The 21,858-nt window shown below is 70.3% G+C and carries 21 protein-coding genes, 1 pseudogene and 1 riboswitch; of the genes and pseudogenes, 6 read left to right on the top strand and 16 right to left on the bottom strand.

The window, feature by feature from the left end; genetic code table 11:
* Positions 1 to 94 precede the first annotated feature (94 nt).
* From AC4IHM_RS24345 to AC4IHM_RS24335, 3 genes are all read right to left on the bottom strand, one after another.
* On the bottom strand, positions 95 to 1,153 hold the full coding sequence (locus AC4IHM_RS24345) for a C40 family peptidase (protein WP_490869131.1): 1,059 nt from the start codon (positions 1,151 to 1,153) through the stop codon (positions 95 to 97).
* A gap of 231 nt (positions 1,154 to 1,384) precedes the next feature.
* The gene (locus AC4IHM_RS24340) at positions 1,385 to 2,728 is read right to left on the bottom strand and encodes an NYN domain-containing protein (RefSeq protein ID WP_490869130.1); all 1,344 of its coding nucleotides are present in this window, start codon (positions 2,726 to 2,728) and stop codon (positions 1,385 to 1,387) included.
* Between the two features lie 63 nt (positions 2,729 to 2,791).
* Positions 2,792 to 3,031, bottom strand: a complete 240-nt coding sequence (locus AC4IHM_RS24335; protein WP_490869129.1) for a hypothetical protein — start codon at positions 3,029 to 3,031, stop codon at positions 2,792 to 2,794.
* A gap of 157 nt (positions 3,032 to 3,188) precedes the next feature.
* On the opposite strand from AC4IHM_RS24335, the gene AC4IHM_RS24330 reads away from it, so the two are divergent.
* Both AC4IHM_RS24330 and AC4IHM_RS24325 read left to right on the top strand, forming a co-directional pair.
* Positions 3,189 to 3,950, top strand: a complete 762-nt coding sequence (locus AC4IHM_RS24330; RefSeq protein ID WP_490869128.1) for a rhomboid family intramembrane serine protease — start codon at positions 3,189 to 3,191, stop codon at positions 3,948 to 3,950.
* Complete coding sequence (locus AC4IHM_RS24325; RefSeq protein WP_490869127.1) at positions 3,947 to 4,228, top strand: Lrp/AsnC family transcriptional regulator; 282 nt, start codon at positions 3,947 to 3,949, stop codon at positions 4,226 to 4,228. The genes AC4IHM_RS24330 and AC4IHM_RS24325 overlap by 4 nt, the downstream gene beginning before the upstream one ends.
* A gap of 27 nt (positions 4,229 to 4,255) precedes the next feature.
* Here AC4IHM_RS24325 and AC4IHM_RS24320 read toward each other — a convergent pair whose 3' ends face one another.
* From AC4IHM_RS24320 to ctaE, 7 genes and pseudogenes are all read right to left on the bottom strand, one after another.
* The gene (locus AC4IHM_RS24320) at positions 4,256 to 5,641 is read right to left on the bottom strand and encodes an aminotransferase class V-fold PLP-dependent enzyme (protein ID WP_490869126.1); all 1,386 of its coding nucleotides are present in this window, start codon (positions 5,639 to 5,641) and stop codon (positions 4,256 to 4,258) included.
* 177 nt (positions 5,642 to 5,818) lie between these two features.
* A riboswitch (SAM riboswitch) is annotated at positions 5,819 to 5,935 on the bottom strand.
* 75 nt (positions 5,936 to 6,010) lie between these two features.
* On the bottom strand, positions 6,011 to 7,075 hold the full coding sequence (gene trpD / locus AC4IHM_RS24315) for an anthranilate phosphoribosyltransferase (protein ID WP_490869125.1): 1,065 nt from the start codon (positions 7,073 to 7,075) through the stop codon (positions 6,011 to 6,013).
* Between the two features lie 142 nt (positions 7,076 to 7,217).
* The gene (gene qcrB / locus AC4IHM_RS24310; protein ID WP_490869124.1) at positions 7,218 to 8,855 is read right to left on the bottom strand and encodes a cytochrome bc1 complex cytochrome b subunit; all 1,638 of its coding nucleotides are present in this window, start codon (positions 8,853 to 8,855) and stop codon (positions 7,218 to 7,220) included.
* On the bottom strand, positions 8,852 to 9,910 hold the full coding sequence (gene qcrA / locus AC4IHM_RS24305) for a cytochrome bc1 complex Rieske iron-sulfur subunit (protein ID WP_490870921.1): 1,059 nt from the start codon (positions 9,908 to 9,910) through the stop codon (positions 8,852 to 8,854). Before qcrA ends, qcrB begins: the two co-directional genes overlap by 4 nt.
* Positions 9,907 to 10,188, bottom strand: a complete 282-nt coding sequence (locus AC4IHM_RS24300; protein WP_490871022.1) for a hypothetical protein — start codon at positions 10,186 to 10,188, stop codon at positions 9,907 to 9,909. Before AC4IHM_RS24300 ends, qcrA begins: the two co-directional genes overlap by 4 nt.
* A pseudogene (gene qcrC / locus AC4IHM_RS24295) lies at positions 10,145 to 10,717 on the bottom strand (cytochrome bc1 complex diheme cytochrome c subunit); the annotation flags it as partial. The gene AC4IHM_RS24300 and the pseudogene qcrC, both read right to left, overlap by 44 nt.
* Before the next feature lie 65 nt (positions 10,718 to 10,782).
* Complete coding sequence (ctaE, locus tag AC4IHM_RS24290; RefSeq protein WP_490869123.1) at positions 10,783 to 11,403, bottom strand: aa3-type cytochrome oxidase subunit III; 621 nt, start codon at positions 11,401 to 11,403, stop codon at positions 10,783 to 10,785.
* A gap of 189 nt (positions 11,404 to 11,592) precedes the next feature.
* Between ctaE and AC4IHM_RS24285 the strand changes: the two genes are divergently transcribed.
* Positions 11,593 to 11,994 (top strand): response regulator, encoded by a 402-nt coding sequence (locus AC4IHM_RS24285; protein WP_490869122.1) that lies wholly within the window; start codon positions 11,593 to 11,595, stop codon positions 11,992 to 11,994.
* A gap of 35 nt (positions 11,995 to 12,029) precedes the next feature.
* On the opposite strand, the gene AC4IHM_RS24280 is transcribed toward AC4IHM_RS24285, so the two are convergent.
* From AC4IHM_RS24280 to ctaC, 4 genes are all read right to left on the bottom strand, one after another.
* Positions 12,030 to 13,307, bottom strand: coding sequence for a L,D-transpeptidase (locus tag AC4IHM_RS24280; protein ID WP_490869121.1), 1,278 nt, complete (start codon positions 13,305 to 13,307; stop codon positions 12,030 to 12,032).
* A 129-nt stretch (positions 13,308 to 13,436) separates the two neighbouring features.
* A complete protein-coding gene (locus AC4IHM_RS24275; protein ID WP_490869120.1) occupies positions 13,437 to 13,835 on the bottom strand; it encodes a cytochrome c oxidase subunit 4 in 399 nt (132 codons plus the stop codon).
* Positions 13,832 to 15,568, bottom strand: coding sequence for an aa3-type cytochrome oxidase subunit I (gene ctaD / locus AC4IHM_RS24270; RefSeq protein WP_490869119.1), 1,737 nt, complete (start codon positions 15,566 to 15,568; stop codon positions 13,832 to 13,834). The genes AC4IHM_RS24275 and ctaD overlap by 4 nt, the downstream gene beginning before the upstream one ends.
* Entirely contained in the window at positions 15,565 to 16,557 is a 993-nt protein-coding gene (ctaC, locus tag AC4IHM_RS24265; RefSeq protein WP_490869118.1) for an aa3-type cytochrome oxidase subunit II, read from the bottom strand. Before ctaC ends, ctaD begins: the two co-directional genes overlap by 4 nt.
* A 299-nt stretch (positions 16,558 to 16,856) precedes the next feature.
* On the opposite strand from ctaC, the gene AC4IHM_RS24260 reads away from it, so the two are divergent.
* Positions 16,857 to 18,239 (top strand): cysteine desulfurase/sulfurtransferase TusA family protein, encoded by a 1,383-nt coding sequence (locus AC4IHM_RS24260; protein WP_490869117.1) that lies wholly within the window; start codon positions 16,857 to 16,859, stop codon positions 18,237 to 18,239.
* 24 nt (positions 18,240 to 18,263) lie between these two features.
* On the opposite strand, the gene AC4IHM_RS24255 is transcribed toward AC4IHM_RS24260, so the two are convergent.
* Positions 18,264 to 19,238, bottom strand: a complete 975-nt coding sequence (locus tag AC4IHM_RS24255; RefSeq protein ID WP_490869116.1) for a carbohydrate kinase family protein — start codon at positions 19,236 to 19,238, stop codon at positions 18,264 to 18,266.
* A 133-nt stretch (positions 19,239 to 19,371) separates the two neighbouring features.
* On the opposite strand from AC4IHM_RS24255, the gene AC4IHM_RS24250 reads away from it, so the two are divergent.
* A complete protein-coding gene (locus tag AC4IHM_RS24250) occupies positions 19,372 to 19,581 on the top strand; it encodes a hypothetical protein (protein ID WP_490869115.1) in 210 nt (69 codons plus the stop codon).
* A gap of 113 nt (positions 19,582 to 19,694) precedes the next feature.
* Positions 19,695 to 21,197 (top strand): hypothetical protein, encoded by a 1,503-nt coding sequence (locus AC4IHM_RS24245; protein ID WP_490869114.1) that lies wholly within the window; start codon positions 19,695 to 19,697, stop codon positions 21,195 to 21,197.
* Positions 21,198 to 21,276: 79 nt separating this feature from the next.
* On the opposite strand, the gene AC4IHM_RS24240 is transcribed toward AC4IHM_RS24245, so the two are convergent.
* Complete coding sequence (locus AC4IHM_RS24240) at positions 21,277 to 21,633, bottom strand: iron-sulfur cluster assembly accessory protein (protein WP_003976654.1); 357 nt, start codon at positions 21,631 to 21,633, stop codon at positions 21,277 to 21,279.
* Between the last annotated feature and the right edge of the window lie 225 nt (positions 21,634 to 21,858).

Genomic DNA, 21,858 nt, shown 5'->3' with positions numbered 1-21,858 from the left:
GTCACCGGCGGGGCGGGGGGTCACAGGGCCGTACCGTGATTCGCCCGAACGGGCGGTACGGGAGGGGCGACTTCGGGTGGCGTGACGCCTGGGGTCAGACCCGCACGCCGAACATGAACGGGCCGCCGATGGTGCCCATCGACTCGTAGCGGACGACGGTGCCGGTGCGCGGCGCGTGCAGGACCTGGCCGTTGCCGGCATACAGGCCGACGTGGTGCAGGTCGTTGAAGAAGAAGACCAGGTCACCGACCTGGAGGTCGCTCATCGAGGAGATGCGGGTGCCCGCGCCGGTCTGCGCCTCGGAGGTGCGCGGGATGCCGACGCCGGCCTGGGCGTAGGCCCAGGAGGTCAGGCCCGAGCAGTCGAAGGAGGACGGGCCGGTGGCGCCGTAGACGTAGGGCGTGCCTATCTTGCTCTGCGCGGCGGCGAAGGCGGCGGCGGCCCGGCCGGAGGCGGGGGTGCCGGTGCCGGGGGTGCCGGTGTCACTGTTGAGGACCTCGCGCTCGCTGCTGCGGGTGGCGCGCTGCTCCTCCTCGGCGAGGGCGGCCTTCTCCTGCGCGGTGAGCGTGTTGAGCAGCTTCTGCGCGGAGGAGAGCTTGCCCTGGACTTCCTTCTTCTTGCTGCCCAGTTCGGTGCGGGTGGCGGAGAGGTCCTTGAGCTTCTCGGAGGCCTCGGAGCGCTGCTGGGCGAGGTCGCGCTGCTTCTCCTGGATCTTCTTCAGCGCCTCGACCTGCTGACCGCTCAGCTGGTCGAGCGTGGAGGCCTTGTCCAGGTAGTCGTCCGGGTCGGCCGACAGGAAGAGCTGGAGGGAGGGGTCGATGCCGCCGGAGCGGTACTGGGCGCTGGCCATCGAACCGAGGCCGTCGCGCAGGGCGTTGAGTTCCTCCTGGCCGCGGGCGACGTTGTCCTGGATGGTGGAGATCTCCTTCTGGAGCTTCTCCTGCTTCTCCTTGGCGCCGTTGTACTTCTCGGTGGCCTGCTCGGCCTCTTCGTAGAGCTTGTCGACCTTGGCCTTGACCTCGTCCTTGCTCGGCTTCTCACTCGGAGCGGCGTTGGCGGCCTGCGAGCTGAGAGCGACGGCGGCGGCAGCAGCGGTGGTGAGCACGGTCACGCGCGTGCGGCTCGGCTGCTTGGGACGACGGTGGGACGCCACGGAGACGAGCTCCTTCTTGAGAGGGATCACCCGTTCGAGGGTTCGATCGCTGACCCTAGTGACCTACTCGTGATCAGTTCAAATCCTCCGCCCAAAAAACCCGGTTACGCACCGCATTCTTTGCCACAACTCACCTGCTGTGACGCCGGACTGACACTACGTCGCGTGACGGTTCCGTCAATTGGGGCATAGAGCCCCTACGTTGCGGATGGGACGGAAGTGAATCAGCAGTCAGGAAAGCCGCTTGAGAAGCACCGCGGATGCCACCGGGCGCGCGCCGGCGCGCGCCACTCCGTCGGCGACCTCGCGGTCGGTGGAGACGACGATGACCGGCCGGCCCGGCGGCTCGGCCCGCACCAGCTGGCGGATCAGCTCGTCGGCGGTGACGCCGGGCTTGGAGAACAGCACCCGCACCCCGCGCGGCGGCGCAAGGAGCACCGGCGCGACCAGCTCGGCGCCGTCGAAGACGCAGGTCATCTCGGCCCCGGTCTGCGCGGCGAGCTGGGAGAGCTGACCCAGCAGCCGCAGCCGCTGCTTCTCCAGCGGCATCTGCGGATAGCCGGTCTTGGTGACGTTGTAGCCGTCGACGACCAGGTGGGCCTGCGGCAGCGCGAGCAACTGGTCGAGGATGGCGGGGTCGTTCTCGGACAGGGCGCGCGCGGCGATGTCCTTCGGCGTCATCCGGCCCGGCTCGACCGCGTCCACGGTCTCCGCGGGCCGCACGGACACCGGGGGCAGCGCCAGCTCCCTGCGCAGCCCCTGGGTGGCGTCCAGCAGGGTGTCCAGGAGCAGCCGCACCCGCATGTCCTCGACGCTGCGTCCTTCGCGGGCCGCCCTGCGGGTGGCCTCCAGGGCGGCCTCCGCCTCCCCGAGTCTGGCCTTGAGCCGCCGGGACTCGCTCTCGGCGGCGGACACCTGGGCCTGCCCCTCGGCACGGACGGCGTCCATCTCGGCCTGGACCTTGCGCAGCGCCGCCTCGCCGCGTCTGACATCGCTGAGGGCGGAGCGCAGCTTGCGGTGCAGCGACTCGGCCTCCTTCTTCGCCGACTCCAGCTCGACGCGCAGCCGCTCGGTCTCGCTCCTGGTGTGCTCCCGGGCCCGCTCCAGCTCCTCGTGCAGCCGCCCCAGCTCGGCGCGGCTCTCCTCGTCGGCGCGCTCGGCGTCCGCGCGCTGCGCCTCCTCGCCGGCCGCGGTCACCAGCTTCACCCAGCCGTGCGGCCGCAGCACATAGGCCGCGGCGGCCACGTCGAGCGGGTCGGCGGCGGGGGGCGGGGAGCCGGCGTCCAGGGCGCCGGACAGCTCCGGCTGGGCGTCCCGGAACTTCTCGCCGATGCGCTGGCGGAACAGCGGGTCGCTCTCCACGGCCGCGGCCATGGCGTTGCCGGCGAACTTGGCCCTGCGGGTCGGGGTGAACCTGGCGTACTGCCTCAGCTGCGCGGGCAGCTCGCCGAGGGTGAGCCCGCCGAAGCCGTCGGACACGATCTGCACGACCCTGCGGCGCACGCCGTCGGGCAGCGGGCGGTCGAGCACCTCAGCGGCGCCGTCGCCCGGCTCCCCGCCATGTGTCTCCACCATCCGTCACCCCAAATGTCTCAGGACGACCCCACTGCGGGACCGCCTCGTGCGGGGCCGCTCCGCTCAGGAGGCGGCACCCGGCCTGTCCACGAGTTCCACCTGGTCCACGGCGTTGCACCAGCGACACCGCACCGACTCGATGGTCTCACTGAGCACCTCGCGCTCCTCGATCTTCGGCTCGCCGGCCAGATCGAGGTGCACGTACTCGACGGCCTTCGAGGCCCGGGTCACGTCGAAGCGGGTGAGGTTGCCGCACAGGGTGCAGCGCCACCGCGTCGTGTCGGTCGGCAGGGGAACCGTCATCGTGGCTGGTCACTCTCTTCCAGTGTCGGCGACGCGCCGGACCGCCCCGGTGCGTGTGGCTCGTAACCCTACGGCCTGGCGGGTACCCGACGCCCGCGCGTCCACGGCGGCGAGGCGGTCCGGGCGGTTGCGTCCCGTTGCGTCATGCTCTGTGTACATGATCCGCAACTGGCGCACGACGGCCCTCGGAAAGGTCAGGACACTCGGCGCGGCCCGCAGGCCGCGGGGCCGCACGGCGCCGGTGACGTACGGGCTGATCACCGTGTGCTGTCTGCTGTTCCTGGTCAGCCCGGCGGCGGGGCTGAACCCGGGGTACGGCACGGGGGACGGGCTGATCGCCGCGCAGCGCGCCTACTTCCGGCGCTGGGGCGTGATCCCCGCAGAATTGTTCGAGGACTCCCCCGGGTCCGCCCTCACCCCGGCCACGGCGCTGTTCGTCCACGGCAGCTGGGTGCACCTGCTGGGCAACATGCTCTTCCTCTACGTCTTCGGCGTGATGACCGAGGAACGGATGGGCCGGCTCCAGTTCGCCCTGTTCTACCTCGGCTGCGGCTGTCTGGCCCTGCTCGGCTACGCCGGGGCCAACGCCCACTCCCAGCAGCCCCTGGTCGGCGCCTCGGGGGCGATCTCCGCCGTCCTCGGCGCGTTCCTGTTCCTGTTCCCGAGCGCCCGTGTCACCAGCCTGCTGCCCTTCCTCTTCTTCCTGCCGCTGCGCTTTCCCGCGTGGATCGTGCTGCCGTTCTGGGCGGGCCTGCAGTGGATGGCGGCCGGGCGGGCCGGGGACGGCCCGGGAGTGGCGTACCTCGCGCACCTGGTGGGCTTCGGGCTGGGCTTCGTCTTCGCCTGGGTGCGGTTCGGGCGTACGACTAGAGTGAAGGACGTTCCAGTGGCGGCGCCCGAGGGAGAGAACCAGCCGTGATCAGCGCGATCGTCCTCATCAAGACCAGCGTGGACCGGATCCCCGAGATCGCGGAGCAGATCGCCGCGCTGGACAGCGTCAGCGAGGTCTTCTCCGTCACGGGCACCTACGACCTGATCGCCATGGTCCGGGTGAGCCGGCACGAGGACCTCGCGGAGGTGATCCCCGGCCGGATCAGCAAGATCCCGGGCGTGGAGGGCACGGACACGCACGTGGCGTTCCGTACCTACTCGCAGCACGACCTGGAGGCCGCGTTCGCCATCGGGCTCGACAACTGACGCCCGGCCGGGGTCCCGGCCGCCGGGTCAGGCGGCGGAGGCTTCGGCGCCCGACCTGTCGGGCACGCAACGGCCGTCCTCGGTGCGGTAGTTCCACCGCGCGCCGTCGCTCACCAGCTCCTTGACCGCGGTCACGAACCGCTCGACGTGCTCGTCCGGGGTGCCCGCGCCGAAGCTCACCCGGATGGCGTTGAGGGACTTCTCGCCGGGTGCCGCCTCGGGGGCGCCGCACTCGCCCTGCGTCTGCGGTTCGCTGCCGAGCAGGGTGCGCACCAGCGGGTGGGCGCAGAACAGTCCGTCGCGCACGCCGATGCCGTACTCGGCGGAGAGCGCGGCGGCGAAGTGGGAGCTGTTCCAGCCCTCGACGACGAAGGAGAGCACGCCGACACGGGGCGCGTCGTCGCCGAAGAGGGAGAGCACGCGCACCTGCGGCACCTGCGCGAGTCCCTCCCGCACCTTCCGGATCAGGTACTCCTCGCGGGCGACCAGCGTGTCGAAGCCGGCCTCGGTGAGCGCCTTGCAGGCGGAGGCGATGGCGTAGGCGCCGATGACGTTGGGCGAGCCGGCCTCGTGGCGGGCGGCGCTGTCGTGCCACTGGACGTCCACGCCGCCGTCGGGACGCCGGGCGACCCTGCGGCTGGCGCCGCCGCCGGCGAGGTACGGCTCGGCCTCGCGCAGCCAGTCGGCGCGGCCGGCCAGCACACCGGAGCCGAAGGGCGCGTACAGCTTGTGCCCGGAGAAGGCGACCCAGTCCACGTCGAGGCCGGCCACCGAGACGGCGTGGTGCGGGGCGAGCTGGGCGGCGTCGAGGACGATCCGGGCGCCGTGCGCGTGCGCGGCGGCGGCCAGCTCGCGCACCGGCCACAGCTCGCCGGTGACGTTGGAGGCGCCGGTGACGCAGACCAGGGCGGGTCCGTGGGGCTCGCGGGCGGTGAGGGCGCGTTCGAGGGTCTCGACGGCCTGGGCCGGGGTGCGCGGGGCGTCCAGGTAGGTCACGTCCGCGTCCCGCCAGGGCAGCAGCGAGGCGTGGTGCTCGGTCTCGAAGACGTAGACCCGGCAGCCGGCCGGCAGCGCGGCGGCGAGCAGGTTCAGGGAGTCGGTGGTGGACCGGGTGAAGACGACCTGGTCGTCCTCCCGGCAGCCGAGGAACTCCGCGACGGTCCTGCGGGCGTTCTCGAACAGGTCGGTGGACAGCTGCGACAGATACCCGGCGCCGCGGTGGACACTGCCGTAGTACGGGGCGTAGGCCGCCACGTCGTCCCAGACCCGCTGGAGCGCGGGGGCGCTGGCGGCGTAGTCGAGCGCGGCGTAGGTGACCTCTCCGCCGGTGACGAGCGGCACGGTCACGTCCCGGCCCAGAACGGGCAGCGGGGCACAGACGGTCTGGTCGGCGGCGTGCGTGGAGACGGACATGGGTGTACTCCCGTGAAGGCGGCCGCCATCGCCGCGCGAACCGGGACGGCTCAAGCGCGGAGGAGGGCGGAGAAGGTGAGCAGAGAAGGATGCGGAGGCGGGGCTCTGCGGCCCTATCGCATTCGCTGGTTCACGGGAGACTCCCTCGAACGACCCAGGACCCCTGGTTTCGCGAGGGGTCCGCGCTTGTCGTGAACCTTGCTGTCCACGACCTGGTCTTCACCCGGGGCACCCCGCCACGGACGGAGGGTTGCCGGACAGTCGGCCGGGGCCGAATGACTGTCACTCATGACCTGGAAAGGAAAGTACGTCAGGGGATCGCCGTCCCGCAACCCGAGTCCGGATCGCGGGACGGGGATCCCGGAGGCCCTACGCGTGGCTCGCGGCCACCCAGCGGTCCAGGACGCGCGCGGCGGCCCCCGAGTCGATCGACTCGGCGGCCCGGTCCATGCCGGCCCGGATCCGCGCGGCCAGGGGTCCGTCGCCGGGCTCCAGGGCCGCCAGGGCCGCCGCCGAGTTCAGCAGCACCGCGTCCCGTACGGGGCCGGTCTCGCCGGCCAGCAGGCGGCGGGCGACATCGGCGTTGTAGGAGGCGTCGGCGCCGCGCAGCGCCTCCACCGGCACCAGGTCGAGGCCGACGTCCCGGGGGTCGAAGACCTCCTCGCTCACCGCGCCGTCCCGCACGACCCAGACCCGGGAGGTGGACGTCGTGGTCAGCTCGTCGAGGCCGTCGTCGCCGCGGAAGACCAGGGAGGAGTGGCCGCGCTCCGCGAAGACACCGGCGATGATCGGCGCCATCCGGGCGTGCGCGACCCCGATCGCCTGCGCCTTGACCCGGGCCGGGTTGGTCAGCGGGCCCAGGAAGTTGAACACCGTGCGGATGCCCAACTGGCCGCGCGCCGCCGCCACATGGCGCAGCGCCGGGTGGAACTTCACGGCGAAGCAGAAGGTGATGCCGGCCTCCTCGGCGACCTCGGCCACCCGCTTCGGCGTCAGCTCCAGGTTGACCCCGAGCTTCTCCAGCACGTCGGAGGCGCCGGACGCGGAGGAGGCGGCCCGGTTGCCGTGCTTGACGACCTTCGCGCCGGTGCCGGCCACGACGATCGCGGACATGGTGGAGATGTTGACCGTCCTGGCCCCGTCGCCGCCGGTGCCGACGATGTCGACCGTCTCCCCCGGCACCTCGATCACATGGGCGTGCTCGTACATCGTGCGGACGAGACCGGAGAGTTCCTCGACGGTCTCCCCCTTGGCTCTGAGCGCCACCGCGAACCCGGCGATCTGGGCGTCCGTCGCCTCGCCGCGCATGATCACGTCCAGCGCCCAGGCGGTGTCGTCCGCGGACAGGTCCCGGCCGTCCAGCAGTCCGTTCAGCAGGGCGGGCCAGGAGCGGCCCGCCGCGGTGTCGCCTCCAGCGGGGGTCACAGCGCTCATGAGCCGCTCCTGAATCGTGTGTGTCGTGGAAGTGGCGGAAGGTGGGTGCGGGTCCCACCCTATCCAGGCCCCGGGCACGGCGAAGGGCCCCGTCCGCAGACCGGACGGGGCCCTTCGACCGTGGTGTGGCGACGCGGGAGGGTCAGTGGTGGCCGTGGCCGCTCGTGATCTCCTTGTACTCCTCGACGGTCGGCTTCGGAATCTGCGCGTCCTCGCCGTAGTAGGCGTTGCTGAGCTTGGCGCGCAGCTTCTCGGTGCTCTTCGTCTTGCGCTCGACACCGTTCTCGTCGACCGAGGGGCCGATCTCGGCCGGCTTGTACTGCTCGTGCGCCGTGAGGGTGTGCAGCTGCTCCTGGCTGAGCGGCTCGTGCACCTCGATGAACTCACCGTGCGGCAGGCGCTTGATGATGCCCGACTCGCGGCCGTGCAGCACCTTCTCCCTGTCCCGGCGCTGGAGGCCGAGGCAGATCCGCTTGGTGGCGATGAACGCGAGGACCGGGCCGACGAAGAACGCGATGCGGACGAACCAGGTGATCGCGTTGATCGACAGGTGGAAGTGGGTGGCCCACAGGTCGTTGCCGCCACCGATCAGCAGCACGAAGTAGACGGTCAGCCAGGCGACACCGAAGGCCGTGCGGGTCGGGGCGTTGCGCGGGCGGTCCAGGATGTGGTGCTCGCGCTTGTCGCCGGTGACCCAGGACTCGATGAACGGGTAGACCGCGATCGCCGCCAGGACCAGCGGGAAGATCAGCAGCGGGACGAACACGCCCAGGACGAGCGTGTGACCCCAGAAGTTGATCTCCCAGCCGGGCATCACCCGGATCAGGCCCTCGGAGAAGCCCATGTACCAGTCGGGCTGGGCGCCGGTGGAGACCATGTCCGGCCGATAGGGGCCGATGGCCCAGATCGGGTTGATCGTGGCGATGGCCGAGACGGCGGCGATCACACCGAAGACCAGGAAGAAGAAGCCTCCGGCCTTCGCCATGTACACCGGCAGCAGCGGCATGCCGACGACGTTCTTGTTGGTCTTGCCGGGGCCCGCGAACTGCGTGTGCTTGTGGTAGAAGACCAGGATCAGGTGGCCGACCACCAGCCCGAGCATGATGCCCGGCAGCAGCAGGATGTGGATCGAGTAGAACCGGGCCACGAAGTCGTGGCCGGGGAACTCCCCGCCGAACAGGAAGAACGAGATGTACGTGCCCACGATCGGCACGGACAGGATCGCGCCCTCCATGAAGCGGATGCCGGTGCCGGAGAGCAGGTCGTCCGGGAGCGAGTAACCGGTGAAGCCGGTGAACATGCCGAGGACGAGCAGCAGGAAGCCGAACAGCCAGTTGATCTCACGCGGCTTGCGGAACGCGCCGGTGAAGAAGACGCGCATCATGTGCACGAACATGCCGGCCAGGAAGATCAGCGCCGCCCAGTGGTGGATCTGCCGGATCAGCAGACCGCCGCGGACGTCGAAGCTGATGTTCAGAGTGGAGGCGTAGGCCTCACTCATCAGCTGGCCCTGCAACGGCACGTACGAGCCGTGGTACGTGACCTCGTTCATCGACGGGTGGAAGAACAGCGTCAGGTACACACCCGTGAGGATGATGATGATGAAGCTGTAGAGGCAGACCTCACCCAGCATGAACGACCAGTGGTCGGGGAAGATCTTGCGCATGTTGGCCTTGGCCAGGGAGTAGATCCCCAGTCGGCCGTCGGCCCAGTCGGCTACGCGCTCGCCGGCCGGTCCCTTCCCGCGAGAGCGGGCGTCGTCGTTGGCTGAAGTGCTCATCCGCGCTCCCAGAAGGCAGGACCGACGGGCTCATCGAAGTCGCCGAGCGCTTCGAGGTAACCCTCGTCGTTCACGCCGATGCGCAACTGCGGCAGGGCGTGACCGGCGGGACCGAAGATCACCCGGGCGCCGTCGGCAAGGTCGAAGGTGGACTGGTGGCAGGGGCAGAGCGCGTGGTGCGTCTGCTGCTCGTACAGGGAGATCGGGCAACCGACATGGGTGCAGATCTTCGAGTACGCCACGATGCCCTCGTGCGACCACTCGAGTTCGCGCTTGTCCTTGATGGAGTTCGGCTCCAGCCGAATGATCATCAGGGCCGACTTGGCGATCTCGTTCTGGAACTCCTCGTCGTGCTCCTCCAGGCCCTCGGGCTTGGCGAAGGTGAGCGAGCCCACCGCGACGTCGGAGGGCCGCAGCGGCTCGTCGGTGTTCATGTTGACGAGCAGCTTGCCCTTGGACCACAGGGTGTGGCGGAGCTTGGTCCCGGGCAGCGGGCCGAGGTCGCGCAGCAGGACGACGCCGGAGAGCGGCACCAGGGTGAGCGCGCCGAGCATCGTGTTGCGGATCAGCTTGCGGCGCCCGATCGCGGACTCCTTGGCACCCTGCTTGAAGTCCGCGTGGACCTTGGCACGGACCTCGGGGGACGCCTCGATCGGGTGGCGCTCGTCGGCGACCTCCTCGTCGGACATCAGGGTGCGGGCCCAGTGGACCGCGCCCGCGCCGATGGCGAACAGCGCGACGCCGAGCGTCATGCCGAGCGCGAAGTTCAGCGCGCTGATGTGCCCGATCGGGAAGATGTAGACCGACTTGTCGACCGGGATCGTCACGAACGAGGCGATGAAGCCGACGGTGGCCAGCATCGACAGCGTGAACAGCAGGGCGACCGTGCGCTCGGACCGCCTGGCGGCCTGCTCGTCGATGTCCTGGACCCGGTGCTCGTGGGGAGGCAGACCGGGGTCGGCGAACGGGTTCTTCTCGTCGGCGACCTTCACCGCACCGTGCGGGGTGTCCTGCTCAGCGGGCAGGTTCTCTTCTGGAATGTCTTGGCTACTCATGACTTCCTGGCCTTTGCGGTCCGAGCGGCGACCCAGACGGCGACGGCGATCAGCGCGCCCAGTCCGAACACCCAGGCGAACAGCCCTTCGCTGACCGGGCCCAGTCCGCCGAGACTGAGGCCGCCGGGGCTCTCGGTGTCGTCGCTGTTGACCGCGTCCAGGTAGGCGATGATGTCCTTCTTGTTCTGCTCCGACAGCGTGCTGTCGGGGAAGGAGGGCATGTTCTGCGGGCCGGTCTGCATGGCCTCGTAGATGTGCTTCGGGTCGAACGTCCTCAAGGCTCGGCGCGAACTTGCCGTGCGTCAGGGCGCCGCCCTTGCCGGTGAAGTTGTGGCACTGCGCGCAGTTGTTGCGGAACAGCTCACCGCCCTTGGCGATGTCCGCGCCCTCCGGGCCGTACTTCTCCTCCGACGGGACGGCCGGACCGGCGCCCAGCGAGGCGATGAAGGCCGCCAGCTGGTCGATCTCCGCCTGGGAGTAGATGACCTTCTTCTTCGGGACCTGCGCGCCGGGCTGCTGGGCGGGCATACGGCCGGTGCCCACCTGGAAGTCGACGGCCGCGGCGCCCACGCCGACCAGGCTCGGACCGTCGCTGGTGCCCTGACCTCCGGTGCCGTGGCAACTGGCACAGCCGACGGCGTAGAGCTTCTTGCCCTCGTCGATGGTGAGGGACTGGGCGGTTTCATCGGCCTGCGCCTTGCTCGCGGGTGCGAACGCGGCGTACAGCCCCCCTGTGCATGCCAGCGCGAGGAGTAGGACGACGAGCGCCGCCAGCGGATGGCGTCGTCGTGCGGAGAGCTTTTTCACGGATTACCCCGGTGTCAGGATCTTCTGCGTCGATGCTTCTGGTATTGCGCGGGTGCGTGCCGCGACTACTTGATCAGGTAGATCGTGGCGAACAGGCCGATCCAGACGACATCGACGAAGTGCCAGTAGTACGACACGACGATGGCGGCGGTCGCCTGCTCGTGGGTGAACCTCCGGGCCGCGTAGGTGCGGCCGAGGACCAGCAGGAAGGCGATGAGACCGCCCGTCACGTGCAGTCCGTGGAAGCCGGTGGTCAGGTAGAACGCCGAGCCGTACGCGTCGGACGAGAGCGAGAGGCCCTCGTGCTTGACCAGCTCGGTGTACTCGAACACCTGACCGCCGATGAAGATCGCACCCATCACGAAGGTGACGATGAACCACATCCTGAGCTTCTTGACGTCCCCGCGCTCGGCCGCGAACACGCCGAGCTGGCAGGTCAGGGAGGAGAGCACCAGGACCGTGGTGTTCGTCGCGGAGAACGGGAGGTTCAACGCGTCGGCCTTCTCGGACCAGAAGTCCGGGCCGGTCACCGATCGCAGGGTGAAGTACATCGCGAAGAGGGCCGCGAAGAACATCAGCTCGGAACTCAACCAGATGATGGTTCCGACGCTGGTGAGGTTCGGCCGATTGACCGACGGGTGCGCGTGCCCGGTTTCTACTGTCGTTGCTGTCGCCACGACCGACATTATGTCGGTCGCTTATCCCGCCCTCACCCCGGGGGGTGCCGTTCGGAGTGTCCGACCCGTCTGTACTGCCCGTATGGCTCAGGGAACGGACCCTCGAAGCCATGTGCGAACCAGTGTTGACGAGGTGGCCGAGGGAGTAGCATCCGGCCCAACGGGCTACGACAGTCTTCACCGCGTATCGGAGGAAGCATGCAGGCGACCGCCACGGTGCTGGTCTACAGCGACGACTCCAACACCCGCGAACAGGTGCGGCTCGCGACCGGCCGCCGGCCGGCCCCGGACGTGCCCGTCGTCGAGTTCGTGGAATGCGCCACTCCGGCCGCCGTGTTCAAGGAGCTGGACCGGGGCGGCATCGACGTCTGCGTACTGGACGGCGAGGCCGTGCCCATGGGCGGCATGGGCGTGTGCCGCCAGCTCAAGGACGAGATCTTCCAGGCCCCGCCGGTGCTGCTGCTCATCGCGCGGCCGCAGGACGCGTGGCTGGCGACCTGGAGCCGTGCGGAGGCGGCGGTGACGCTGCCGGTGGACCCGGTGGAGTTCGCGGACGCGCTGGCCGCGCTGCTGCGGGAGAAGCGGCTGGAGGGCGTCTGAGGGCCGTACCCCGGTACAGCACCGCGCCCGGCGGGTCAGGCCACCGTCGGTCGTAGCCTTGCCGCCTCCTGCGTGTTCGCGGCGCCTGCCGCACCGCCCGTCAGGGCGCTGCCCGTGCGCCACTTCGCCCAGTCCAGGTTCCAGTCGCCGAAGCCGTTGCCGAAGGGTTCCATCGTCTCGCCGTCGGAGTTGACGACCTCGACGAGGTCGCCCTCCTGGACGGTGTCGAAGAACCACTCGGCGTTGGCGGTGCTCATGCCGACGCAGCCGTGGCTGACGTTGGCCATGCCCTGGGAGCCGACGGACCAGGGGGCGGCGTGGACGTACTCGCCGCTCCAGGTCACACGGGTGGCCCAGTGCACCGGCAGGTCGTACGACTCCGAGGAGCCCTCGGCGATGCCGACGCTGGTGCTGCGCATGCGTACGAAGGGTTCCTTGCCGAGGATCACCTTGACGCCGTTGCGGGTCTCGAAGCCCGGCTTGCCGGTGGTGACGGGGAGTTGGCGGACCTCCTCGCCGTCCCGGTAGACCGTCAGCGTGTGCGCGGCGGCGTCGGTGACCGCCACGACGCGGTCGTCCGTGGAGATCTTCAGGGGCTTGGTGGCGCCGCCCCACATCCGGTCGCCGATCTTGATGCCGTCGAGGCCGCTGCGGACCTGGATGGTGGCGTGGGCGGGCCAGTACTCCTTGGGCCGGTAGTGGAGCTTCTTGTCGTCCACCCAGTGCCAGGCGCCCTCCACCGAGGGCTTGGACTCCACCTTCAGGGCGCGCTCCACTATGGCCCGCTGGGCGCTGTCCCGGACCGGCTGGCTCAGCTCCGCGGTGACCGGCTGCCCGACGCCGTACGAGCCCGCCTTCGGCCCGAAGGCGACGTCCAGGGTCTTCTTGGCGCTCGGCCTGCCCGTCTCGAAGGTGAGGATCTTGCGGCCGGGCGACCCGTCGCCGGCCTCGGTGCTGACCCGCACCGTGTAGCTGGCGTTGGCCGCGAGCGGTGAGGTGCTGTGCCAGCGGGCGCCGTCGGCGGACAGTTCGCCCGCGACGTAGCGGCCCTTGGCGTCCATGGCCGTGACGTCCGTGATGCGCCCGTCGGAGCCTTCGGCGACGACCTCCAGGGGCTTGTCCGGGTCGGCCTTCTTTCCGGCGTCCTTGGGGCCGTTGAAGGAGATCTGGCCCGCCGCGTCGTAGGGCGCGGCGGACAGCGGGTTGCCGTCGTCGCCGAGGCAGGCGGTGACGCTCGCGCCGAGGGCCATCACCAGCAGGGTGCAGCCGACGACCGTACGCCCCCGCGCCTGGAAGTGTGCCGTGTTCCTCATGACTTCACGCTAGAGAGCGAGGTCAATGGCGGCACGGTGGGTAACCCGGACGAGTGAGTGGAGTACGGCAGCCGAAGGGGCCCGGACGCTCCTGACGGAGTGTCCGGGCCCCTGGGTACGCGGCGCGTGCTACTGCGTGCGGCTCTCACCGCGGTAGTACTCGAAGACCCAGCCGAAGAGGCCGACCAGGATGATCGGTGCCGAGAAGTACATGATCCACCAGCCGACGGCCACGCCCAGGAAGGCGAGCGCGCCGCCGATGCCGAGCGACAGCGGCTGCCAGCTGTGCGGGCTGAAGAACCCGACCTCGCCGGCGTCGTCCGCGACGTCCGCCTCCATGTTGTCCTGCGCGCCCACGTCGACCCGCCGGGCCGTGAAGGCCAGGTAGAAGCCGACCATGATGGCCAGGCCGAAGGCCAGGAAGAGGGCCGTGGTGCCGGCCGGCTCCTTGGACCAGTAGCCGTAGACGATCGCGACGGCGAGCAGGAAGACGCTCAGCCAGATGAAAATCTTGCCCTGGATCTTCACTTCCCGGCCTCCTTGCCACCGGCGAGGGCCTTCTCACCGTGGCCGACGTTCTCCAGCTGGTCGAGCGCGGAGATCTCGGGGTGGTGCAGGTCGAAGGCGGGGGATTCACTGCGGATGCGCGGCAGCGTGAGGAAGTTGTGCCGCGGCGGCGGGCAGGAGGTCGCCCACTCCAGCGAACGGCCGTAGCCCCACGGGTCGTCCACGCCGACCGGCTTGCCGTACTTGGCCGTCTTCCACACGTTGTAGAAGAACGGCAGGATCGACATGCCGAGCAGGAACGAGGAGATCGTCGAGATGGTGTTCAGGGCGGTGAAGCCGTCCGCCGCCAGGTAGTCGGCGTACCGGCGCGGCATGCCCTCGGCGCCCAGCCAGTGCTGGACCAGGAACGTGCCGTGGAAGCCGATGAACAGCGTCCAGAAGGTGATCTTGCCCAGCCGCTCGTCCAGCAGCTTGCCGGTGAACTTCGGCCACCAGAAGTGGAAGCCGGCGAACATCGCGAACACCACCGTGCCGAACACCACGTAGTGGAAGTGCGCCACCACGAAGTAGGAGTCCGAGACGTGGAAGTCCAGCGGCGGCGCGGCCAGGATGACACCGGTCAGACCGCCGAAGAGGAAGGTGACCAGGAAGCCGGTGACCCACAGCATCGGTGTCTCGAAGGACAGTGAGCCCTTCCACATGGTGCCGATCCAGTTGAAGAACTTCACTCCGGTCGGGACCGCGATGAGGAAGGTCATGAAGGAGAAGAACGGCAACAGCACGCCGCCCGTGACATACATGTGGTGGGCCCACACCGTCACCGACAGACCGGCGATCGCGATCGTGGCGCCGATCAGGCCCATGTAACCGAAGATCGGCTTGCGGGAGAAGACCGGGATGATCTCACTGACGATGCCGAAGAACGGCAACGCGATGATGTACACCTCTGGATGCCCGAAGAACCAGAAGAGATGCTGCCAGAGCAGTGCCCCGCCGTTGGACGAGTCGAAGATGTGCGCACCGAACTTGCGGTCCGCCTCCAGCGCGAACAGGGCCGCGGCCAGCACCGGGAAGGCCAGCAGGACCAGCACACCGGTCAGCAGCACGTTCCAGGTGAAGATCGGCATGCGGAACATGGTCATGCCCGGCGCGCGCATGCAGATGATCGTGGTGATGAAGTTGACCGAGCCGAGGATGGTGCCGAAGCCGGAGAAGGCCAGGCCCATGATCCACAGGTCACCGCCGATGCCCGGCGAGTGCACCGCGTCGGACAGCGGCGAGTAGGCGAACCAGCCGAAGTCGGCCGCGCCCTGCGGGGTCAGGAAGCCGCCCACCGCGATCAGCGAGCCGAACGAGTACAGCCAGTAGGCGAACATGTTCAGCCGGGGGAAGGCCACGTCCGGCGCGCCGATCTGCAGCGGCATGATCCAGTTCGCGAAGCCGGCAAACAGCGGCGTCGCGAACATCAGCAGCATGATCGTGCCGTGCATCGTGAACGCCTGGTTGAACTGCTCGTTCGACATGATCTGCAGACCCGGCCGGGCCAGCTCGGCGCGCATGACGAGAGCCATGACGCCACCGATGCAGAAGAAGGCGAACGACGTCACCAGATACAGCGTGCCGATCGTCTTGTGGTCCGTGGTCGTCAACCACTTGATCACGACGTTGCCGGGCTGCTTGCGCCGTACCGGCAGCTCGTTCTCGTACGAGTCCTCTGCTGCCGAGGCACCCTGGGGTTCGTTGAGGATGCTCACAGGTTGTTCGTCTCCCGGTTCTTCTCGTGGCTCGTCTGTGCGATGCCCGCGGGAACGTAACCGGTCTGCCCCTTCTTCACGAGGTCCTGGAGGTGCTGCTCGTAGCGCTCCTGGGAGACGACCTTCACGTTGAACAGCATCCGGGAGTGGTCCACGCCGCACAGCTCGGCGCACTTGCCGAGGAAGGTGCCCTCCTTGTTGGGGGTCACCTCGAAGGCGTTGGTGTGGCCCGGAATGACGTCCTGCTTCATGAGGAACGGCACCACCCAGAAGGAGTGGATGACATCACGCGAGGTCAGGACGAAGCGGACCGTCTTGCCCTTGGGGAGCCAGAGGGTCGGGCCCGGGTTGTCGGTCTGCGGGTTCCGCGTGCCCGGGGTGCCGCAGTCGTAGGTGCCGCCGGCGTCCGCAGGGAAGTCCTTCGTGAACCGGTCCGGGATCGCGGACAGTTCCTTGGAGGTCTTCGCGTCGCCGGTGGAACCGTCGACGTTCTCGACGTAGTTGAAGCACCAGCTCCACTGGAAGCCGACCACGTTGACCGTGACGTCCGGCTTCTGCTTGAGGCTCATGAGATCGGACTCGTCACGGGCGGTGAAGTAGAACAACACCGAGACGATGATGAGCGGAACCATGGTGTACAGCGCCTCGATGGGCAGGTTGTACCTGGTCTGCGGAGGGACCTCGACCTTGGTGCGGCTGCGCCGGTGGAAGAAGACACTCCACAGGATCAGACCCCACACCAGCACGCCGGTGGCCAGCGCGGCGGCCCAGGACCCCTGCCACAGGGAGAGGATCCGCGGAGCCTCTTCCGTGGTCGGGGTGGGCATGCCGAGGCGGGGGAAGTCCTCGTATGTGCAACCGGTGGCGGTCGCCAGGACCAGGCCCGCGGTCAGTGCCTGCAGCAGCTTCCGCCGCATCGGGCGCCGGGGCGTGGGGGTACCGCCCGCGCCGCCCGCGGCGTGGGGGAGGTCGGAGCCGTTGGGACTCACGTAGCGCCTTCCCGAGAGTCTCGCCCGCGCTGTTCGGCTGCGGCCTTCTCGGTGGTCGGTCGCCGCCCTGCGTCGGGCAGGGGTTTGATGTTTATGCGGACCAAACCCTAGCCGACGCCCTTCGGGGGGTCGCGGGGAGGGTGGCATACGCGCCGGGGCTCACCCTGAAAGGGTGGGACGGGGCGTCCACGGGGGTGGGACGTGCCGGTGGTTGGGCGGCTGACGGTGCGTCGTGGCCTGTCGCGCGGTTCCCCGGGCCTCCTGCCGACATCGCCTGGCGGACGTCTTAGCGTTGCCGTGTGGCCTACTTCGATGCTGCTTCCGCCGTTCCTCTTCATCCCGTCGCCCGGCAGGCCCTGCTGGCCTCCCTCGACGAGGGGTGGGCCGATCCCGCCCGGCTCTACCGGGAGGGGCGGCGGGCCCGGTTGCTGCTCGACGCGGCCCGGGAGACGACCGCCGAGGCGGTGGGGTGCCGGGCGGACGAGCTGGTGTTCACCTCTTCGGGGACGCGGGCGGTGCACACGGGAGTGGCGGGGGCGCTGGCCGGGCGGCGGCGCGCGGGACGCCACCTGATCGTGTCTGCCGTCGAACACTCCTCCGTGCTGCACGCGGCCGAGACGCACGAGGCCGGTGGCGGCACCCTCACCCAGGTCCCGGTGGACCGGACCGGCGCGGTGGATCCGGGGGCCTGGGCCGCGGCCCTGCGCGAGGACACGGCGCTGGCCTGTCTCCAGTCGGCCAATCACGAGGTGGGCACCGAGCAGCCGGTGGCGGAGGCGGCCGAGGTCTGCCGGGCGGCGGGGGTGCCGCTGCTGGTGGACGCGGCGCAGTCGGTGGGGTGGGGGCGCGTCGAGGGCGGCTGGTCGCTGCTCGCGGCGAGTGCCCACAAGTGGGGCGGGCCCTCGGGGGTCGGGCTGCTCGTCGTGCGCAAGGGCGTGCGGTTCGCTCCCCAGGGGCCGGGCGACGAGCGGGAGTCGGGCCGGGCGCCCGGGTTCGAGAACCTTCCGGCGATCGTGGCCGCGGCGGCGTCCCTGCGGGCGGTGCGGGCGGAAGCGGTCACGGAGGCGGCCCGGCTGCGGGAGCTGACGGAACGGATCCGGGCACGGGTGCCGGCCCTGGTGCCGGACGTGGAGGTGGTCGGCGACCCGGTGCGCCGGCTGCCCGGTGTCGTCACCTTCTCGTGTCTCTATGTCGACGGGGAGAGCCTGCTGCACGAGCTGGACCGCGCGGGCTTCTCCGTCTCCTCCGGCTCCTCCTGCACGAGCAGCACCCTGACGCCGAGCCACGTCCTCGCAGCGATGGGGGTGCTCAGCGAGGGCAACGTCCGGGTGTCGCTGCCGCCGGGGACACCGGCCGAGGAGGTCGAGCGGTTCCTGGAGGTGCTGCCGGGCACGGTGGCGGCGGTGCGCGAGAAGCTCGGGGCGCCGGCGGCCACGGACACCGTCCGCGCCGCCGGCCCCGACCTCGTCGTGGACGCCCTGGGCCGGCGCTGCCCCATTCCGGTGATCGAACTCGCCAAGGTCATCGGCGACGTACCCGTGGGCGGCACGGTCCGGGTCCTGTCCGACGACGAGGCGGCCCGCCTGGACATCCCGGCGTGGTGCGAGATGCGGGGCCAGGAGTACGTGGGAGAGGAGGCGGCGGAAGGAGGGACCGCCTACTCGGTCCGCCGGGTGAGCTGACGCCCGAGGGGCGCGGGGCCGGGATCAACCCAGGTGGGCCCGGACCTCCGACGCGGCCTCGTCCCCGTACGCCTTCGTGAACCGCTCCATGAAGTGCACCCGCTGCAACTCGTACTCCTGCGTCCCCACCGTCTCGATGACGAGCGTGGCCAGCATGCACCCGATCTGCGCCGCCCGCTCGAACGACACCCCCCAGGCCAGTCCCGACAGGAACCCCGCGCGGAAGGCGTCGCCGACGCCGGTCGGGTCGGCCTTGCGCTCCTCGTCGGGGACGCCGACCTCGACGGCCTCCTCGCCGGCCCGTTCGATGCGCACGCCGCGCGCGCCGAGGGTGGTGACGCGGTGGCCGACGCGGTCGAGGATCTCCGCGTCCGTCCAGCCGGTCTTGGTCTCGATGAGCCCCTTCTCGTACGCGTTGGAGAAGAGGTAGGTCGCCCCGTCGAGCAGGATCCGGATCTCCTCGCCGTTCATCCGGGCGATCTGCTGGGAGAAGTCGGCGGCGAAGGGGATGGACCGCGTCCGGCACTCCTCGGTGTGCCGGAGCATCGCCTCCGGGTCGTCGGCGCCGATGGAGACGAGGTCGAGGCCGCCCACCCGGTCGGCGACGGTCTTGAGTTCGATGAGGCGGGCCTCGCTCATCGCGCCCGTGTAGAAGGAGCCGATCTGATTGTGGTCGGCGTCGGTGGTGCAGACGAAGCGGGCGGTGTGCAGGGTCTCGGAGATGCGCACCGAGCCGGTGTCGACGCCGTGCCGGTCCAGCCAGGCGCGGTACTCGTCGAAGTCCGAACCCGCGGCGCCGACCAGGATCGGCCTGGTGCCGAGCTGGCCCATGCCGAAGGCGATGTTCGCGGCGACGCCGCCCCGGCGGACGTCCAGCTGGTCGACGAGGAAGGAGAGCGAGACCGTGTGCAGTTGGTCCGCGACGAGCTGGTCGGAGAAGCGGCCGGGGAAGGTCATGAGATGGTCGGTGGCGATGGAGCCGGTGACTGCGATGCGCACGGGGTGGACTCTCTCCTTGAGGGGAGGGCGGGCTGACAGTTCACGCTACCCGGCGGGGCCGCCCGGCCGAAGCAGGCAAAACTACCCGGTAGTAGAACTTTCTTCGCGGTCCGGATCGTGCCTACGGTGGCTCATGACGAATCTCAGGACCGCCGACCCCGCCCCGGCCGACCTGGACGGCGACCTGGCGTCGCTGCGCGGGGACTGCGCCCGGATGAGCCCGCGCTGGTCGGCCCCGGCGCACGACTCGGCGCACCCGGTGCCCGTCCCGCTCATCCACGGCGTGCGGGTGCCGCAGACATCGGCCCGTCTGCTGGACGCGATGTCGGAGTACGGCGACTGAGCGCCCCCCGGCGGCCGTGAGGCCGTTCGGGCGACACGCGCCCCCGCCGGGAACCGTATCCCCGTCCACCGCGTCCCATCGCTGTCCGCAGTAACAGCCGAAGGAGCGATGCGGTGAACACCGAGCGACCCGACAACGACGCCCGCGCGGCCGAAGAGGCCGGCCCCGGGCGTCCCGCGCGGCGGCGTCCCCCGGCGGTCGTCGTCGCGTCCGTCGCCGCCGCGGTGCTGCTCGTGGGCACCGGCGGGGCGTATCTGGCCACGTCCGCCTCCGCCGACGGCACCCGGGGCGGTACGGCGTCCGGGGCGTCGGGCGACGGCACTCCCCCGCCGCTCGCCCTCGACGACCACGACACCGGCCCGCAGGGCGGTACGCACGGCATCGCGCCCGGCGAGCCCGACCCGTACGGCGTCGTCTACCGCGCCGACGGCCCGCTCCCCGAGGGACCCGGCTCGGCGCCCGTGTACCGGGCCAAGGGCGAGGTCACCGAGGCGGAGGTGGCCCGGCTCGCCGAGGCGCTCGGGATCGAGGGGAAGCCCCGCGTCCAGGGCGGGGCGTGGAAGGCGGGCAACGCCAAGGACGGTTCCGGGCCGCTGCTCACCGTGGACCGGCAGGCGCCGGGCACCTGGACCTTCCACCGCTACACACCCGGCACCGACAACTGCGGGAAGGGCCCCGCGTGCCGGGCCCCGTCCGCCGACGGGGAGCCGCTGGGCGAGGCGGCCGCGAAGAAGGCGGCGGCGCCGGTGCTGAAGGCGCTGGGCCAGGACGCAGCCAAGCTGGACGCGAGCCAGGTCATGGGCGCCGGGCGGGCCGTGAACGCGCAGCCGGAGGTCGGCGGGCTGCCCACCCACGGCTGGACGACCGGGGTCGTCGTCGGCGCGCGGGGCGAGGTGACCGGCGGCAGCGGCCGGGTGAAGACGCCGGTCGAGGGCGACACGTATCCCGTCCTGGACGCGAAGAAGACGCTGGCGCTGCTGAACACGCCGGGCGGCGACCCGGGCCCGGCCATCGGCGGCTGCGCGCGTCCCGTACCGCTGGACGACGAGGCCCAGGCGCCCTGCGGGACGGCGACGGGAGTGCCGGGGGACGCGGGGAAGAAGCGCACCGCCACGGTCGAGGACGCGGTGTTCGGGCTGGCCGCGCATCCGGTGCGGGGGCGGCAGACGCTGGTGCCGTCCTGGCTGTTCGAGGTGCGGGCGCCGGGCGCGAAGGAGGCCCGCACGCTCACGTATCCGGCGGTCGACCCGGCGTACCTGACCTCCACGACGGCCTCCGCCCCGCCGTCCGACCAGCCGTCCTCGGCGCCTGCCGACCCGCGGGACGTACGGGTGAGCGGCTACACGGCCGCGGACGGAGAGCTGACGGTGCGCTTCACGGGCGGGGTCTGCTCCGACTACGACGCGACGGCGAAGGAGGAGGCGCGGAAGGTGACCGTCACGGTGACCGAGACTCCGCGGCCGGGCAAGGTCTGCATCCTGATCGCCAGGGAGTACGAGCGGACGGTGAAGCTGGACGGACCGCTCGGCGACCGCGCGGTCGTGGGCTCGGACGGCGAGAAGGTCCCGGTGCACAAGCCGGGCGCCCGGCTGCCGGAGCTGTCCGGGGGCCGGTGACACCGCGCACGCGGGAAGGGCGGCGGCCCGGGGTTGTCCCCGGGCCGCCGCCCTTCGTGGTGCTCCGGTGCCGCGCGGCTCAGCTGAAGGAGTCGCCGCAGGCGCAGGAACCCGTCGCGTTCGGGTTGTCGATCGTGAAGCCCTGCTTCTCGATCGTGTCGACGAAGTCGACGGTGGCGCCGCCCAGGTAGGGGGCGCTCATGCGGTCGGTGGTGACCTTGACGCCGCCGAAGTCCTTCACCACGTCACCGTCGAGCGAGCGCTCGTCGAAGAAGAGCTGGTAACGCAGACCGGAGCAGCCGCCGGGCTGGACGGCGACGCGCAGCGCCAGGTCGTCGCGGCCTTCCTGGTCGAGCAGGGCCTTGACCTTGGCCGCAGCGGCGTCGGTCAGGATGATGCCGTCGGTGACGGTGGTGGTCTCGTCCGATACGGACATCTACATCTCTCCCGGGTTGTACGGAGACTGCTTGCCGACGGTTCCAACCGGCGGGGCCGCGGATTCATTCCGGGGCGGGGCCGTTTCCTGTGGCTCGGCCTTCCCCTCATGCTCGCACACGCCCCGGGGAGCGGACAGTGTCCCGGGCACCGGGATTCACGTCACACCGACACTATCGGCATCGTCAAACTGACGTGAACCGGTTATGATATATAGCGTCAGTTC

Source organism: Streptomyces sp. SL06, from assembly GCF_058244745.1.
The sequence above is the reverse complement of the archived record's forward strand: the minus strand, read 5'-3'. Positions and strand labels throughout refer to the sequence as shown.

Bases quoted from the DNA above. Each gene is read 5' to 3' on its own strand.
- qcrA (WP_490870921.1), bottom strand. From the start codon at position 9,910: ATGAGTAGCCAAGACATTCCAGAAGAGAACCTGCCCGCTGAGCAGGAC.
- AC4IHM_RS24280 (WP_490869121.1), bottom strand. From the start codon at position 13,307: ATGAGGAACACGGCACACTTCCAGGCGCGGGGGCGTACGGTCGTCGGC.
- ctaE (WP_490869123.1), bottom strand. From the start codon at position 11,403: ATGTCGGTCGTGGCGACAGCAACGACAGTAGAAACCGGGCACGCGCAC.
- AC4IHM_RS24320 (WP_490869126.1), bottom strand. From the start codon at position 5,641: ATGTCCGTCTCCACGCACGCCGCCGACCAGACCGTCTGTGCCCCGCTG.
- AC4IHM_RS24240 (WP_003976654.1), bottom strand. From the start codon at position 21,633: ATGTCCGTATCGGACGAGACCACCACCGTCACCGACGGCATCATCCTG.
- AC4IHM_RS24340 (WP_490869130.1), bottom strand. From the start codon at position 2,728: ATGGTGGAGACACATGGCGGGGAGCCGGGCGACGGCGCCGCTGAGGTG.
- trpD (WP_490869125.1), bottom strand. From the start codon at position 7,075: ATGAGCGCTGTGACCCCCGCTGGAGGCGACACCGCGGCGGGCCGCTCC.
- AC4IHM_RS24250 (WP_490869115.1), top strand. From the start codon at position 19,372: ATGACGAATCTCAGGACCGCCGACCCCGCCCCGGCCGACCTGGACGGC.
- AC4IHM_RS24330 (WP_490869128.1), top strand. From the start codon at position 3,189: ATGATCCGCAACTGGCGCACGACGGCCCTCGGAAAGGTCAGGACACTC.
- AC4IHM_RS24335 (WP_490869129.1), bottom strand. From the start codon at position 3,031: ATGACGGTTCCCCTGCCGACCGACACGACGCGGTGGCGCTGCACCCTG.
- AC4IHM_RS24285 (WP_490869122.1), top strand. From the start codon at position 11,593: ATGCAGGCGACCGCCACGGTGCTGGTCTACAGCGACGACTCCAACACC.
- qcrB (WP_490869124.1), bottom strand. From the start codon at position 8,855: ATGAGCACTTCAGCCAACGACGACGCCCGCTCTCGCGGGAAGGGACCG.